This window comes from Streptomyces sp. MMBL 11-1, assembly GCF_028622875.1.
Lineage (GTDB): Bacteria > Actinomycetota > Actinomycetes > Streptomycetales > Streptomycetaceae > Streptomyces.
In genome coordinates, this window is sequence record NZ_CP117709.1 from 1,918,060 (window position 1) to 1,932,409 (window position 14,350).

The 14,350-nt window shown below is 72.6% G+C and carries 14 protein-coding genes; 8 read left to right on the forward strand and 6 right to left on the reverse strand.

What is annotated here, in order from left to right:
* The first annotated feature begins 164 nt into the window (after nucleotides 1–164).
* Nucleotides 165–971: a site-2 protease family protein gene (locus PSQ21_RS08165; protein WP_274029754.1), complete on the forward strand. Its 807-nt coding sequence runs from the start codon at nucleotides 165–167 to the stop codon at nucleotides 969–971.
* A 16-nt stretch (nucleotides 972–987) separates the two neighbouring features.
* Here the strand turns inward: PSQ21_RS08165 and PSQ21_RS08170 are convergent, their stop codons facing one another.
* Together PSQ21_RS08170 and npdG are read right to left on the reverse strand one after the other, a co-directional pair.
* Complete coding sequence (locus tag PSQ21_RS08170) at nucleotides 988–1,170, reverse strand: hypothetical protein (protein ID WP_007458712.1); 183 nt, start codon at nucleotides 1,168–1,170, stop codon at nucleotides 988–990.
* Between the two features lie 215 nt (nucleotides 1,171–1,385).
* The gene (gene npdG, locus PSQ21_RS08175) at nucleotides 1,386–2,096 is read right to left on the reverse strand and encodes an NADPH-dependent F420 reductase (protein ID WP_274029755.1); all 711 of its coding nucleotides are present in this window, start codon (nucleotides 2,094–2,096) and stop codon (nucleotides 1,386–1,388) included.
* Nucleotides 2,097–2,379: 283 nt separating this feature from the next.
* Between npdG and PSQ21_RS08180 the strand changes: the two genes are divergently transcribed.
* Nucleotides 2,380–3,690 (forward strand): MFS transporter, encoded by a 1,311-nt coding sequence (locus PSQ21_RS08180; protein WP_274029756.1) that lies wholly within the window; start codon nucleotides 2,380–2,382, stop codon nucleotides 3,688–3,690.
* 99 nt (nucleotides 3,691–3,789) lie between these two features.
* Here the strand turns inward: PSQ21_RS08180 and PSQ21_RS08185 are convergent, their stop codons facing one another.
* Entirely contained in the window at nucleotides 3,790–4,026 is a 237-nt protein-coding gene (locus PSQ21_RS08185) for a hypothetical protein (RefSeq protein WP_274029757.1), read from the reverse strand.
* 58 nt (nucleotides 4,027–4,084) lie between these two features.
* On the opposite strand from PSQ21_RS08185, the gene map reads away from it, so the two are divergent.
* Together map and PSQ21_RS08195 are read left to right on the forward strand one after the other, a co-directional pair.
* Nucleotides 4,085–4,942 (forward strand): type I methionyl aminopeptidase, encoded by an 858-nt coding sequence (gene map / locus PSQ21_RS08190; protein ID WP_097869278.1) that lies wholly within the window; start codon nucleotides 4,085–4,087, stop codon nucleotides 4,940–4,942.
* Nucleotides 4,943–5,147: 205 nt separating this feature from the next.
* Entirely contained in the window at nucleotides 5,148–5,813 is a 666-nt protein-coding gene (locus PSQ21_RS08195) for a biliverdin-producing heme oxygenase (RefSeq protein WP_274029758.1), read from the forward strand.
* A 108-nt stretch (nucleotides 5,814–5,921) separates the two neighbouring features.
* Here the strand turns inward: PSQ21_RS08195 and PSQ21_RS08200 are convergent, their stop codons facing one another.
* From PSQ21_RS08200 to PSQ21_RS08210, 3 genes are all read right to left on the reverse strand, one after another.
* Nucleotides 5,922–6,593: a PhzF family phenazine biosynthesis protein gene (locus tag PSQ21_RS08200; RefSeq protein ID WP_274029759.1), complete on the reverse strand. Its 672-nt coding sequence runs from the start codon at nucleotides 6,591–6,593 to the stop codon at nucleotides 5,922–5,924.
* A gap of 114 nt (nucleotides 6,594–6,707) precedes the next feature.
* A complete protein-coding gene (locus PSQ21_RS08205) occupies nucleotides 6,708–8,336 on the reverse strand; it encodes an HtaA domain-containing protein (RefSeq protein WP_274029760.1) in 1,629 nt (542 codons plus the stop codon).
* A 124-nt stretch (nucleotides 8,337–8,460) separates the two neighbouring features.
* Nucleotides 8,461–9,918: an HtaA domain-containing protein gene (locus PSQ21_RS08210; RefSeq protein ID WP_274029761.1), complete on the reverse strand. Its 1,458-nt coding sequence runs from the start codon at nucleotides 9,916–9,918 to the stop codon at nucleotides 8,461–8,463.
* Between the two features lie 133 nt (nucleotides 9,919–10,051).
* On the opposite strand from PSQ21_RS08210, the gene PSQ21_RS08215 reads away from it, so the two are divergent.
* The 4 genes from PSQ21_RS08215 (at nucleotide 10,052) to PSQ21_RS08230 (ending at nucleotide 14,263) form a co-directional block, all read left to right on the forward strand.
* The gene (locus tag PSQ21_RS08215) at nucleotides 10,052–11,164 is read left to right on the forward strand and encodes a heme/hemin ABC transporter substrate-binding protein (RefSeq protein ID WP_274029762.1); all 1,113 of its coding nucleotides are present in this window, start codon (nucleotides 10,052–10,054) and stop codon (nucleotides 11,162–11,164) included.
* On the forward strand, nucleotides 11,161–12,270 hold the full coding sequence (locus tag PSQ21_RS08220) for a FecCD family ABC transporter permease (RefSeq protein ID WP_274029763.1): 1,110 nt from the start codon (nucleotides 11,161–11,163) through the stop codon (nucleotides 12,268–12,270). The genes PSQ21_RS08215 and PSQ21_RS08220 overlap by 4 nt, the downstream gene beginning before the upstream one ends.
* Nucleotides 12,267–13,106, forward strand: a complete 840-nt coding sequence (locus PSQ21_RS08225) for a heme ABC transporter ATP-binding protein (RefSeq protein WP_274029764.1) — start codon at nucleotides 12,267–12,269, stop codon at nucleotides 13,104–13,106. The genes PSQ21_RS08220 and PSQ21_RS08225 overlap by 4 nt, the downstream gene beginning before the upstream one ends.
* Before the next feature lie 128 nt (nucleotides 13,107–13,234).
* Nucleotides 13,235–14,263, forward strand: coding sequence for a hypothetical protein (locus PSQ21_RS08230; protein ID WP_274029766.1), 1,029 nt, complete (start codon nucleotides 13,235–13,237; stop codon nucleotides 14,261–14,263).
* Nucleotides 14,264–14,350: the final 87 nt, after the last annotated feature.

The following is a 14,350-nucleotide window of genomic DNA, read 5'->3' on the forward strand; positions in this document are numbered from 1 at the left end:
CGGACCGTACGATCACCCTTCCTGCTTCCAGGTCCCGCGCCCCTCGCCCCTTCCCCCTCATCCCCCTTCCCTTCTTCCCCCTTTCCCGTTCCCCGTCTCCCGTTTCCCCGGCCCCACCCCGTACAGTCCCTCCCCCGCCCCCTCACCCCAGGAGCCGAACGCCGATGACCACCGCAGCCACTCGCGGCGACCGGAGCGTCAGCCCGGTCTTCCTCGGTATCGCCGCCGTCACCGCGGTCGGGGGCTGGGCGGTGTGGACGGGTTTCGCGGACGCCACCGGCTTCGCGGTGTTCCTGTTCGTCACCGGCGCCTGGATCGTCTCGCTCTGTCTGCACGAGTACGCGCACGCCCGTACCGCGCTGCACAGCGGGGACCTCTCGGTCGGGTCGAAGGGCTATCTGACGCTCAATCCGCTGAAGTACACGCACGCGCTGCTCAGCATCGTGCTGCCGGTGCTCTTCGTGATCATGGGCGGGATCGGGCTGCCCGGCGGCGCGGTGTACATCGAGCGCGGCCGGATCCACGGCCGCTGGAAGCACAGCCTGATCTCGGCGGCGGGCCCGCTGACGAACGTGGCGTTCGCGGTGGTGTGCACGGCCCCGTTCTGGCTGGACGCGCTCGACGGGGTGCCGCTCGCCTTCCGGTACGCGCTGGCGTTCCTGGCGATGCTCCAGGTGACGGCGGCGATCCTGAACTTCCTGCCGGTCCCGGGCCTGGACGGGTACGGGGTGATCGAGCCCTGGCTCTCGTACCGGATCCGCCGCCGGGTCGAGCCGATCGCGCCGTTCGGACTGATCGCGGTGTTCGCGATGCTGTGGATCCCCGAGGTGAACATCGCGTTCTTCGACGCGGTCCACGCGCTGCTGCGCGGACTGGGCGTCGAGGAGTTCCAGCGGTACTGCGGCTACGACCTGTACCGCTTCTGGCGGGGTCTCTTCGACGAGCAGGACCCGGGCTGCGCGGTGGGCTGACCGCGCGGCGCCCTGTTCAGCCCGCGTCGGCGGCGACGGCCAGCCGGTGCCTGCGGATGTAGAACCACGTCATGTTCGACGAGAGCCCCGCGACGAGCACCCAGACGATCCCGAGCAGGCTGCCCTGCGCGAAGGAGACCACGGCCGCCACGACGGCGAGGACACAGACGACGAGGGCGTAGAGAGCGATGCGGGGCATGGGGGTCGACTCCTGTCGGGAACGGGTCGCGGGCCCGTCCAGTGTCCCCCATGCCCCGTTGTGCCCTGACCGGGCCCGTCGGAACGTCGGTGGTGCCCAGGTGTGGGTGGTGCTCCGATGTGGGTGTGCTCAGGTGTGGGTGGTGCTCAGACTTCGGTGGTAGCTCAGACGTCGGTGCAGCTCAGACATCGGTGCAGCTCAGACATCGGTGCAGCTCAGACATCGGTGGTGCGCAGCCCGGCGTGGGCCTTGTAGCGGCGGTTGACCGAGATCAGGTTGGCGACCAGTGACTCGACCTGGTGGGCGTTGCGGAGCCGGCCCGCGAAGATGCCCCGCATACCGGGGATGCGGCCGGCCAGCGCCTGCACGAGGTCCGTGTCGGCCCGGGTCTCCCCCAGGACCAGTACGTCGGTGTCGATCTCCTCGATGGACTCGTCCTGGAGCAGCACGGCCGAGAGGTGGTGGAAGGCGGCGGTGACCCGGGAGTCCGGCAGCAGGGCGGCGGCCTGTTCGGCGGCGCTGCCCTCCTCCGGCTTGAGGGCGTAGGCGCCCTTCTTGTCGAAGCCGAGCGGGTTGACGCAGTCGATCACGAGCTTGCCCGCGAGTTCCTCGCGCAGGGACTGAAGCGTCTCGGCGTGGCCGTCCCACGGCACGGCGACGATCACGATGTCGCTGCGCCGGGCGCACTCCGCGTTGTCCGCGCCCTCGACGCCGAAGCCCAGCTCGGCCGCCGCCTGCTCGGCGCGCGCCGCGTTCCGGGAGCCGAGGGTGACCCGCTGTCCGGCGCGCGCGAGCCGGTAGGCGAGGCCGCGCCCCTGCGGGCCGGTCCCGCCGAGCACGCCGACGCTGAGGCCGGAGACGTCGGGAAGGTCCCAGGGGTCCTTGGCGGGGGGCTTGGGCGCGCTGCCGCTGTCCTGTGTAGTCATGGGCCCGACCCTACTGCCAGGTAGTCCCGGGGAAGCCGCTCCGCAGGGCCCTGCTCCCGCTCACCGCGCGGCCCTCCGTTCGGGTGAAGGAGCGGTCGGCCGGCGCCGGCGCACCCGCTCGCCCGGCCCGGCAGGCGCTCGACGCCCGGCTGGCAGGCGCTCGCCGGGCGGCCCGGCGCCCGGGCCCGGCGAGCAGCTCGGCGGCGGGCGCTGCGAGCGCTCGGCGAGCGGCCCGGAATATCGGCTTGCCCGAAGCGCCCGGCAGTACGGATCATGGCCCTTCGTGACCTCAGCGCCTCCCTCGCCGCCCCCCTCCTCACCGCTGCCGGCCCGGATCCTCGCCCTGCTGCCGGACCTCTCGCCGTGGCGCTCCTCGGCGGACTTCCGGCTGCTGTGGGTCCAGGGCCTGATCACGTACTTCGGCAGCTTCATGGCGCTCATCGCGCTGCCGCTCCAGATCAAGGACCTCACAGGCTCCCCGCTCGCGGTCGGGGCGATGGGCGCCGTGGAGCTGGTGCCGCTGGTGGTCTTCGGGCTGTACGGCGGGGCGCTCGCGGACTCGGTGGACCGCCGCCGCGTCATCCTGCTGACCGAGGCGGGGCTCGGGGTGCTCGCCGCGATCCTGCTGGTGAACGCCCTGCTCCCGGAGCCGCTGCTGTGGCCGCTGTACGTGGTGGCCGGCGGGGTGTCCGCGCTCGCCGGGCTCCAGCGGCCCGCGCTGGACTCCCTGATGGCCCGGATCGTGCCGCACAAGCAGCAGACGGCGGCGGCCGCGCTGAACTCGCTGCGCTGGCAGATCGGGGCCATCGCGGGCCCGGCGCTGGCCGGTCTGGTGGTGGCGTACGCCGGCCACGGCACGGCGTACGGGGTGACGGTGTGCACGTTCGCCGCCTCCGTCGTGCTCTGTCTGCGGCTCTCCCCCGCACCGCCGGCACGGGACGCGCAGAGGCCGTCGCTGCGCGGGATCGTCGAGGGGGCGCGGTACGCCTGGAGCCGGCCGGTGCTGCTGGGGACGTACGCGATCGACATGGCGGCGATGTTCTTCGCCTTCCCGAACACGATCTTCCCGTTCCTCGCGGACGATCTGGACGCGGAGTGGTCGCTGGGCCTGATGTACGCGGCGGGCTCGGTCGGCTCGCTGGCGCTGGGGCTGACCAGCGGCTGGACGAGCCGGGTGCGCAGACACGGGCTGTTCGTGGTGTTCGGTGCGATGGCATGGGGGCTGGCCATCGCCGCGGCGGGCTGGTTCTCCAGCGTGTGGGTGGTGCTGCTCTGCCTGGCCGTGGCGGGGGCGGGCGACATGCTCAGCGGGCTGGGGCGCGCGACCATCTGGAACCAGACGATCCCGGAGGAGCTGCGGGGCCGGCTGGCGGGCATCGAGGTGCTCTCGTACAGCGTCGGCCCGCAGCTGGGCCAGGTGCGGGCCGGGGCGATGGCGGGCTGGACGGGGACCCGGTCGGCGATCTGGACGGGCGGGGTGGCGTGTGTGGCGTCGGTGGTGCTGCTGACCGCCGCGCTGCCGAAGCTGGTGCGCTACGACTCGGAGACGGATGAGGACGCGGTGCGGAGGCGGGAGGCCCGGGGGGAGGAGTGAGCCGTGCGTCCGGCCGGTGCCGGGCTCCCGGGGCTCCGCCCCGCGCCCCGCGCCCCGCGCCCCGCTCCTCAAGCGCCGGAGAGGCTGGAAAGGACGTCCTCAATCGCCGGACGGGCTTGATTTGCCCTTGTCCTCGTCGTGCCATTGGGGGTCGGTGTCCCACTCCAGGTTCCGGTCGCGTGCCGTGTCCATCGCGTGCTGTGCCTCCTCGCGGGAGGTGTAGGGACCGAACCGGTTCCGCGCCGGGCACTCCGGGCCTTCCTCGACCTTCTTGTGCTCCAGGCAGTAGTACCATTCGCCCGGTTTGCCTGCCGTGCGCTTCTTGAACAGGGCCATCGACGGCTCCTTTCCTTATCGCCATGGTGCCCCGGGGCCGCTGGTTAGACTCGCTGGCATGTCTGGCCAGTCGCTTCTCGTACCAGGGGAGATCACTCCCGTCCGTTCCGTACCCGGAAACATCCGGCGTCCCGAGTACGTGGGGAAGCCGGCCCCGACGCCGTACACCGGCCCGGAGGTCCAGGACTCCGACACCGTGGAGCGGATGCGCGTCGCGGGCCGTATCGCCGCGCAGGCGATGGAGGAGGCCGCCAAGCACATCGCCCCCGGGGTCACCACGGACAAGCTCGACCGGGTCGCCCACGACTTCATGGTCGATCACGGCGCGTACCCCTCCACCCTCGGCTACCGGGGCTTCCCCAAGTCGCTGTGCACCTCGCTCAACGAGGTCATCTGCCACGGCATCCCCGACTCCACCGTGCTGCGCGACGGCGACATCGTGAACCTGGACGTCACCGCGTACATCAACGGCGTGCACGGCGACAACAACGCCACCTACCTCTGCGGCGACGTCGACGAGGAGTCGCGGCTGCTGGTCGAGCGCACCCGGGAGTCGCTGAACCGCGCCATCAAGGCGGTCAGGCCCGGCCGCCAGATCAACGTGATCGGCCGGGTCATCGAGTCGTACGCGAAGCGGTTCGGCTACGGGGTCGTCCGCGACTTCACCGGGCACGGGATCAACTCCTCGTTCCACTCCGGCCTGATCATCCCGCACTACGACAGCCCGCACGCCACCACGGTGATGCAGCCGGGCATGACCTTCACCATCGAGCCGATGCTGACGCTGGGCACCCACGAGTACGACCTGTGGGAGGACGGCTGGACCGTGGTGACGAAGGACCGCAAGCGGACCGCCCAGTTCGAGCACACGCTGGTGGTCACGGAGACCGGGGCGGAGATCCTCACGCTCCCGTAATCACCCCAACTCTCACATAACAGCACCCTTCACCCTCTCTCCGCGTAGCCTTTTACCGACAGGAAGTCGGGAACCAGTTGACTTAGGTAAACCTAAGTAGGAGGATCGGCGTATCGGTACGCCCCGTCGCACCGCCGCGGCGGTCGCTGCCGATACGTCCGTTCCTTTCTGGACTTCCCGTCCCCTCGGTCCCCGGAGGCCCGCCTTGGACGCAACCGCCACCGTCACTCCCTTCTCGACGCTGATCCGCACCGCGTCGCACGAGCAGCACACCGAGGCCGAGACCTCGACCTTCATGAGTGACCTGCTCGGCGGGCGGCTGGGAGTGGACGCCTACACGTGCTACACCGAGCAACTGTGGTTCGTGTACCGGGCGCTGGAGGAAGGCGCGGAGGCCCTGCGCGACGACCCGGTCGCCGGCCCGTTCATACAGCCGGAGCTGATGCGCTCCACCGAGCTGGAGCGCGACCTGGCGCACCTGCGCGGGGCCGACTGGCGCGAGGGGGCCGAGCCGCTGCCCGCCACCGCCGCCTACGCGGCCCGGGTCGCGGAGTGCGCGCGCACCTGGCCCGCCGGTTACATCGCCCACCACTACACGCGCTACCTCGGCGACCTCTCGGGCGGTCAGATCATCCGCGACAAGGCGGAGAAGACCTGGGGATTCGAGCGCAAGGGCGACGGCGTGCGCTTCTACGTCTTCGAGGAGATCACCAACCCGGCCGCGTTCAAGCGGGGTTACCGCGAGCTGCTGGACGCGGTGAACGCGGACGACCTGGAGAAGCAGCGCATCGTCGAGGAGTGCAAGCGTGCCTTCGCGCTGAACACCGCGGTCTTCCGCGAACTGGGCGAGGTCTTCCCGCTCAGCGCGTGACCGGGCGCGGGCGGTTGCGCCCGTAGCGTGCGGCCCCACCGGCCTCCGGTGGGGCCGCACGCGCGATCCCGGGGCGAGGACGATCCGGCGGCGGGCGGGCCGTCCGGGTCAGCCCCGCACGGCCATCAGGACGCGGCCCCCGACCTCCACCGTGCCGTCCGGCGCGGGTGCGGTGAGGATCTGGGAGCCGCGTCCTTGTGTGATGTTCAGGGCCCGGCCGAGCCGTGCGCTGAGCAGCAGGGCCGCCGCGCCCGTAGCCTCATCCTCGACGATCTCCTCCCCGCGCCTCGGGAAGGCCCGCGCGCGCACCCGCCCGGCCGCCTCGTCCTCCCAGGCCCAGGCGTAGAGCCACCCTTCGCCGGGCGGCGGTCCCGGCAGCGCCTCGACCTCGGCGGCGCTCGCGTACTGCTGGAGCACGCGCGGCGGGACCCACTCGGGGCGGGCGGCGATCCAGGTGAACTCCCCGTCCTGGCGCGCGAACACGTCCCCGACCTCCAGCTCCAGAACCTCCAGGTCCAGCAGCCAGGCGGTGCCCACCAGCGGGTGTCCGGCGAACGGCAGCCGGAGCCCCGGGGTGTGGATGTCCACCCGCCCGCGCTCCGGGTCGTCGACGAACACGGTCTCGCTGAAGCCGAGCCGCCGGGCGAGCAGTTGCCGGGAGGCCTCGTCGGGGTGGCCGCGTCCGTCGCGTACGACGCCGAGGGCGTTGCCGTACCGGCCGTCGGGTCCGCAGAACACGCGCAGGACGTCGATGCCCCGGGGTACGTCGTAGTCGCTCACGGGGGCATTCAAGCACTGCCCGGGCCCGGGGCGGGAACCGAGCGGGGCACGGCCGCGGGGCCGTACCGGCGAGCACTGCTGCCGCCGGTACGGCCCCGGGGATGTGCGGGTACGTCAGGCGGTGGAGTCGCGGCGACGGCGTGCCGCGATCACGACACCGGCGCCGGCCGCCACGACGACGCCGGCGGCGGCGATCAGGGCGCCGGCCGGGACATCGGATCCGGTGGAGGCCAGGGCGGCGGAACCGCCGACCGTGCCGCCGCCGGTGGTGGCACCGCCCACCGTGGCACCGCCCGCCGTGGAACCGCCGGTGGAACCCGAGCCGCCCGTGGAACCCGAACCGCCGGTGGAGCCGGAGCCGCCGGGAAGCCGGGCGTCCTTGTCGAGGGAGACCGCGACGTTCAGGGCGTCGAGCTTCTCGCCCTTCGGGTACATGCCGCTGAACGCCTTGGAGCCGTCCTCGGTGAGCGTCGCCGGGATGCTCTTGAGGTTCACGATGCCGTCCTTGGCGGCGAGCGCGCCCGCGGGCACCTTCAGGTCGGCGAAGGAAACGCCCCTGACCACCTTGATCTCGGGCTTCAGGTTGTCGGCGGTCGGGCGCGCCTTGGTGGAGACGTCGGTGGTCAGCTTGCCGGAGGTGCCCTTGACGTCGACCTTCAGGTTGCTGAGGGAGAGGTCGAGCTCGTACACGCCGCCCTTCTCGTGGCCGAGGAAGCGCACCTTGCCCTCGAACGCGGCCTTCAGGGTGTTCTTGTCGGCGTCGAGGACGCCGGTGGCCCTGCCGAACCGGTAGCTGTCGCCGGAGGAGGTGGCGCCCTCGCTCGTCTCGACCTTGCCGTGCGCGATCGGGCCGGCCACGTAGGAGCGGAACCCCTCCTTGACACCCCAGTCGAGGGTGCCGTCGACGACCGGGCCACTGACGGGCGCGGCGGTCTCGGAGGCGGACGGGGTCGGGGCGGTGCTCGGCCGGCCGGTGGCCTCGCCGGTCGTCGGGGACGTCACCGGCAGCGTCGCGGGGGGTGTGGCCGGCGGGGTCACGGGGGGCGTGACCGGCGGGGTCACGGGGGGCGTGGTCGGCGGCTTGGTGGGGGGTACGTTCGCCTGCTTGACCGAGAGCGTCGCCGGGTCGAGCTCGGCTCCCTTCGCATAGAAACCGGCGAAGGCGTCGGAACCGTCGGCGGTCAGCTTGGCGGGGATGTTGGAGAAGACCATCGCGCCGCCCGGGCCGCCGCCCCGAACGGCCTTGGTCATGTCCAGATCGGCGATCGGGGCGTCGTCCTTGGTGACGACGGTGCCGTCCGTCTTCTTGCTGGTGAAGTCGGCGGTGATGATGCCGGTCTCGCGCCCCGAGACGACCTTGATGTCGCTGAGCCGGACGTCGAGCAGGCCGTGGTGGCCCTCGAACCGGACGCCGCCCTTGAATCCGGTGGCGGATTCGTGCGTCGCGGTGTCGTACGTGCCCTTGCCGTCGGTGAAGGTGAACACCCCGTTGCCGGAGGCCTGCTCGGCACCGTCCGCGACGGTGATCGTGCCCTGCGCGATGGAGCCGGCGATGTACTTGCGGAACGATTCCTTGATGCCCCAGTCCAGCGTGCCGTCCACCAGTTCCAGCTTCGGAGCGGCGGCGGACGCGGCCTCCGGGGAACCGTCGGCGGCGAGGGCGGGCAGGGCGAAGGTCGCGCCCAGGACGGCGGCCGTGGCGACGGCCGCGGCGAGAGCTATGGGGCGGCGGGTTGCTGCCATGTCGGGAGGTCTCCTAGCGAACAGGGAAGGGAGGGAAGGGAAGGGAAGGAAGAGGAGGGGGAGCGTGAAGGAGTGGGTGAGGGCGTGGGTGAGGGCCCATCAGGCACGTTGGGGGTGCCGTGGGTCAGGAAGTCCGGGAGGGGCCGGGGGCCGCGTCGGCGGGGGCCGTCCGCGCGGCTCGGCGGCGCCGGGCGAGGAACGTGGCGACGGCCGCGACGAGCAGCAGCGCGCCGCCGCCGGCGAGAAGGAAGCCCGTGCCCGGACCGGAGCCGGACGAGGCGGCCGCCGGTGCGGCGGACGCCTTCTCCGCGGCCTTCTTCGAGGGCTCGGCAGCCGCCGTCGGTCCACTGCCGAGGTCCGGCAGGGCGGGCAGCCGGGCCTTCTCGTCCACTGCCACGGCGAGTGAGACCGGGTCCATCGCGGTGCCCGCCCTGTACAGGGAGTTGAACGCCTTGGCGCCGTCGGCGGTGAGGGTGGCGGGGGCCTCGGTGAGGACGGCGAGCCCCTCCTTCGGCGTGAGGTCCTTCGCGGGGAAGGTGATGAGGGGCACGTCCTCGGTGGTCCGGCCCTCGCTGGTGACGTCCGCCGACAGGGTGCCCTCGCCCTGGGCGACGGCGACGGTGACACCGGCGAACTTCAGGTCGAGGCCGTGGGCGCCGGTGAAGCGGACGCTGCCGCCGAAGTCCGCGTCCAGCGTCCGTTTCTTCGCGTCGTACGTCCCCTTGCCCTGCGGGAAGCGGAACAGGGCCCCGCCGTCCTGGGCGCCGTCGGCGAGCGTCCATGCGCCCTGGCCGATGGAGCCGGTGACGTACTCGCGGAAGGTGCGGCGTACGCCCCAGTCGACGGCGGCGTCCTCGAACCGGCCCGCCTTCTCCTTCTTCGCCGCCTTCTCCGTGTCCTTCTTCCCGCCCTCGTCCTTCCTCTCGTCGGGGGCGGACGGCTTCGGTCCGGCTGCCGCGCCCTCGGTGTCGACGGAGAGGCTGATCGGGTCGAGCGGGGTGCCCGCGGTGTAGTAGCCGGCGAAGGCGGCGGCGCCCTGGGAGGTCAGCGTCGCGGGGACGCCGGTGAGGGCGATGGGGGTGGAACCGCCCTTCATGTCGATCCCGCCGAGGCCGAGCGAGGCCAGCGGCACCTGGGAGCGACGGGAGACCTTGCCGGTCCCCCGCTCCTTGCTGACCATGTCCGCGTGGAGCGTGCCGCTGCCGCCGCTGATCCGTACCGTGGGGCGGCTGATCGTGAGGTCCAGCTCGTTGCCGCCGTCGGGCTTCGGGTGACCGGTGAAGTGCACGCCGCCGGAGAAGCCGGAGCTGAGCGCTCCGGTGTCCGGGTCGTAGGAGCCGGTCGCCGAGTGGAAGCGGAACTGTCCGCCGCCGACCGTGGCCGCGCCGCCGGTGAGGCTCCAACTGCCGCCCGCGATGGGACCGGTGACGTAACTCTGGAACGAGGACTTGATGGCCCAGTCCAGCCGGCCGCCCTGCACCGCACGGCTCGCCGCTTGCGCGGTGGCGGCGGGGAGCAGGGCCCCCAGCAGCACCGCGAGGAGCGCTACGGCGAGCGCGCGGGTGGATCTGGACAACGGCATGAGGCCCCTCCAAGGACTGGATACCAAGGTAAGGCTAACCTAAGCTAATTCCAGCCCGGGCCGGAACCCCTCCGGTCACACCGCTACCGGCGAACGGCCGACCGCACGCCGCAGAACGACAGGACGGTGCCCCGTGCACATCTCGCAGGCCTTCGCCACGAGGAGCCCCGAGGGCCCCGAGTGCCCCGAGTGCCCCAAGGGCCCCTGCGCCGGACGGGCTTGTGCCCGTCGCCCGGCCCGGGGCAGGGCGGCAGCCGTCCTCACCGCCGCCGTGGCCCTCGCCCTGGTCCTGACCGGCTGCGGCACAGGCGGCGACTCCGCGCCGAAGCCCGCCAGGAGCACCGCCGACGCCGACCGGGTCGAGCCGCTGGCCGCCCCGCCCGCGCCGAAGCTGCCGGTGACGGTCGACTCGGCGGACGGCACGGAGGTCACGATCGACTCCACCGAACGGATCGTGCCGCTGACCGGGGCGCTGAGCGAGATCGTCTTCACCCTCGGCCTCGGGAAGCAGGTGGTCGCCCGGGACATCACCGCCACCTTCGAACAGGCCGAGAAGCTCCCGGTGGTGACCCGCGCCCACGACGTGTCGGCGGAGAGCGTGCTCTCGCTGAAGCCGACGGTCGTCCTCGCCGACACCACCACCGGACCGGCCGAGGCGATCGGCCAGATCCGCGACGCCGGTATCCCGCTGCTCGTCGTCGAGCCCGCCAAGGAGCTCGCCGACGTCGGCCGCCGCATCGACACCGTCGCCGAGGCCCTCGGCGTACCGTCCGCCGGAACGGAGCTCAAGAAGCGCACCGAGTCCCGGATCGCCGCCGTCCAGAAGTCCATCCCGGACCACAGGGGCGGCACGAAGCCCCGGGTCGCCTTCCTCTACCTGCGCGGCTCGGCCTCCGTCTACCTGCTGGGCGGCGCGGAGTCCGGGGCCGGTTCGCTGCTGGAGGCGGCGGGCGCGGTGGACGCCGGAAAGGAGTCGGGGCTGGACAAGGACTTCACCGCCATCACCAGCGAGGCGCTGGCCAAGGCCGCTCCGGACGCGATCCTCCTGATGACCAAGGGGTTCGAGTCGGTCGGCGGCATGGACGGCCTGGTGAAGATCCCCGGCATCGCGGAGACCCCGGCGGGGATGGACCGCCGGGTCATCACCATCGACGACGGGGTGCTGCTCAACTACGGGCCGCGCACCGACCGGGTGCTCGCCGCGATCGTCGAGCAGCTGTACGCGAAGGGCGGCACGGACCGGTGACCACCGCGTACGAGGAACGCACCGGGACCGCCGGGAGGTCCCCGGGCGAGGGAGCGGACGGCGCGGCCCCCACGTCCCCCCGGGGCAGGGCGTTCGTCCTCGCCGCCGTGCTCTCCCTCGCCCTGCTCGCCGGCTGCCTGCTGTCCGCGGCGATCGGCGCGTACTCCATCCCGCTCGGCGACGTCCTGTCCTCCGTGCAGCACCGGATCGGGCTCGGCGGCCAGGAGTTGGACCGGGTCGGCGAGAGCGTGCTGTGGAACGTACGGCTTCCCCGGGTCGTCCTCGCGCTGCTCGTCGGCGCGTCCCTCGGCTGTGCGGGCGCGCTGATGCAGGGCGTCTTCGGCAACCCGCTCGCCGAGCCCGGCGTGATCGGCATCTCGGCGGGCGCCGCCGTGGGCGCGGTCGCCTCGATCGCGCTCGGCCTGAGCTTCTTCGGCAACTGGACCATCACCGTCTGCGCGTTCGTCGCGGGTCTCATCACCGTGCTGCTCGTGTACACGCTCTCGCGGTCCGGCGGCCGGACCGAAGTGGTGACGCTGATCCTCACCGGTATCGCCGTCAACGCGTTCGCGGGCGCGCTGATCGGGCTCTTCATCTTCTTCGCGGACAACGCGCAGATCACCCAGATCACCTTCTGGCAGCTCGGTTCGCTCTCCCAGGCCACCTGGCCCAAGGTGCTCGCCGTACTGCCGTGCGCCCTGGCCGGGCTGCTCATCGCCCCGTTCCACTCCCGCAAGCTGGACCTGCTGGCCCTCGGCGAGCGGCCCGCCCGGCACCTGGGCGTGGACGTGGAACGGCTGCGGATCACCCTGGTGCTGGTGGTGGCGCTGCTGACGGCCGCGGCGGTCGCGGTCGCCGGGATCATCTCCTTCGTCGGGCTGCTGGTGCCGCACCTGCTGCGGATGGCGAACGGTCCCGGCCACCGTTTCCTCGTCCCGGGCAGCGCGCTCGGCGGCGCCCTGGTCCTGGTGGTGGGCGACCTCGCGGCCCGTACGGTGGCGGCCCCCGCCGAGCTGCCGCTCGGGGTGCTGACCGCGCTCTTCGGCAGCCCGTTCTTCTTCTGGCTGCTGCGCAGGACCCGTCGTAGGCAAGGTGGTTGGGCATGAGGACGCTGAGAGACCTGTTCGCGGTACGGGCCCGGGAGCTGCCCTCGCCCGTCGCCCCCGGCTCCCCCGTCGTCGAGGCCGTCGGGCTGTCGGTCCGCCTCGGGCAGCGGTGCGTGCTGGACTCCGTCGGCCTGACCGCGCACGCGGGCGAGGTGGTCGCCCTGGTCGGGCCGAACGGCGCGGGCAAGTCGACGCTGCTGGCGGCGCTGGCCGCCGATCTGCCAGCCGCCGGCGGCGAGGTGCGGATCGACGGGCGTCCGGCCGCCGCGTGGTCCGCGCCCGATCTGGCGCTGCGCCGCTCGGTGCTGCCGCAGTCCGCCGCGCTGTCCTTCCCGTTCCCGGTGGAGGACGTCGTACGGATGGGGCGGGCGCCCTGGGCCGGTACGGAGCGGGAGGCGGAGGACGACGCGGCGGTGGCCGCGGCGATGGCGGCGACCGAGGTGACCGGGTTCGCGGGCCGCCCGTTCTCGGCGCTGTCGGGCGGTGAGAAGGCGCGGGTGGCGCTGGCCCGGGTGCTGGCGCAGCGGGCCCCGCTGATGCTGCTCGACGAACCGACCGCCGCCCTGGACCTGCGCCACCAGGAGCTGGTGCTGCGGATCTGCCGGGACCGGGCCGCCGCCGGGGACGCGGTGGTGGTCGTGCTGCACGACCTCGGCCTCGCCGCCGCGTACGCGGACCGGGCGGCCGTCCTGCACGAGGGGCGGATCGCGGAACTGGGCCCGCCGGAGACGGTGTTCAGCGGCGAGCTGCTCGGCGAGGTCTACCGGCAGCCGGTGGAGGTCTTCCCCCACCCCCGCACGGGCCGGCCGCTGATCGTGCCCGTACGCCGGGTCTGATGCGGCCTCGACCCGCGAGGTCACGGTGTGGACGCTGTATCCGGTCCCCGCCCGCACGCCGTGCGCCGCCCCGGTAGGGTTTCGACGGTCAGTGCGGGCGACGGATTCAGAAGGCGCAGAAGCAACGGATGACGAGACACCCTGGGCTGGGCCGGCTGACGGCGGGGCTCGCGACGGCGACGGTGCTGTGCGTGACGGCGAGCGGCTGTGTGACGGTGCACGGGGAGCTGGAAGTGCTGCCCGGGGCGAAGAAGCCGGAGGCCGCACAGGCGCTCAAGGACTTCACCGACGCCTACAACGCGGCGGACAAGGCGTTCGATCCGGCGCTGGACGCGGACCGGGTGACGGGTTCCCTCGGCGCGATCAACCAGGCCGGGCTGAAGGCGCGGCAGACGTACAACCCCGAAGGCAACAAGGCGCACAAGCCGCTGGTGCTGGACGACGCGACGTACGTCATTCCCAAGAAGGCGGGCTGGCCGCGCTGGTTCCTCGCGGACACCGACTCCAACCGGGACCAGGACGGCGGGAAGCTGGACACCCGCTGGCTGGTGGTGTTCGTACGGTCGGGCCCCGACGCGCTGTGGAAGGCGTCGTATCTCGCGGTCCTCCCGGCTTCCCAGGTGCCGGAGTTCACCCTGGACGAGGACGGGCTCGCCACCCCGGTGGAACCCCAGGACGACAGCCTGGCCGTGGCGCCCGCGGAGCTGAGCGCCTCGTACACCGGCTATCTGGAGAGCGGCACCCCTGACGTGTTCGCGCCCTCCACGGCGACCTCGGGCTGGCGCGAGACGCGCCGCACCACCCGGCGGGCGGGGTTCTCGTACCAGTACGTCGACCAGCCGCTGACGAGCGCGGCGTTCGCACCGCTCGGGCTGCGCACCGAGGACGGCGGGGCGCTGGTCTTCTTCAGCAGCAAGCACTTCGAGCGGCAGACCGCGGCGAAGGGGCTCCGGCCCGAGGTCAACGCGGACGTGAAGGCCCTGCTCACCGGCGAGGTGAACAGCAGCCTCACCAAGGAGCGGGTCTCCAGTCAGCTGGTGCACGTCCCGCCGCGGGAGGGAGCGGCCGGCTCCGAGTCGGGTTCCGGCTCCGGATCCGGCGGCAAGGTGCGGATGCTGAACCGGCTGCCCGGCCTGGTCGCGGCGAAGGGCGAGTAGGCGGGCAGGGCGAGTAGGCAGGCAGGGCTGAGGTCGCCGCGAGCCGCCGGGCGTGACGCCGTCCGAAGGCGCCCGGCCCCGCGACCG

Excerpts from the sequence above, each read along its gene's own strand:
- PSQ21_RS08165 (WP_274029754.1), top strand. The coding sequence starts at position 165 with ATGACCACCGCAGCCACTCGCGGCGACCGGAGCGTCAGCCCGGTCTTC.
- PSQ21_RS08170 (WP_007458712.1), bottom strand. The coding sequence starts at position 1,170 with ATGCCCCGCATCGCTCTCTACGCCCTCGTCGTCTGTGTCCTCGCCGTC.
- npdG (WP_274029755.1), bottom strand. The coding sequence starts at position 2,096 with ATGACTACACAGGACAGCGGCAGCGCGCCCAAGCCCCCCGCCAAGGAC.
- PSQ21_RS08185 (WP_274029757.1), bottom strand. The coding sequence starts at position 4,026 with ATGGCCCTGTTCAAGAAGCGCACGGCAGGCAAACCGGGCGAATGGTAC.
- map (WP_097869278.1), top strand. The coding sequence starts at position 4,085 with ATGTCTGGCCAGTCGCTTCTCGTACCAGGGGAGATCACTCCCGTCCGT.
- PSQ21_RS08205 (WP_274029760.1), bottom strand. The coding sequence starts at position 8,336 with ATGGCAGCAACCCGCCGCCCCATAGCTCTCGCCGCGGCCGTCGCCACG.
- PSQ21_RS08210 (WP_274029761.1), bottom strand. The coding sequence starts at position 9,918 with ATGCCGTTGTCCAGATCCACCCGCGCGCTCGCCGTAGCGCTCCTCGCG.
- PSQ21_RS08225 (WP_274029764.1), top strand. The coding sequence starts at position 12,267 with ATGAGGACGCTGAGAGACCTGTTCGCGGTACGGGCCCGGGAGCTGCCC.
- PSQ21_RS08230 (WP_274029766.1), top strand. The coding sequence starts at position 13,235 with ATGACGAGACACCCTGGGCTGGGCCGGCTGACGGCGGGGCTCGCGACG.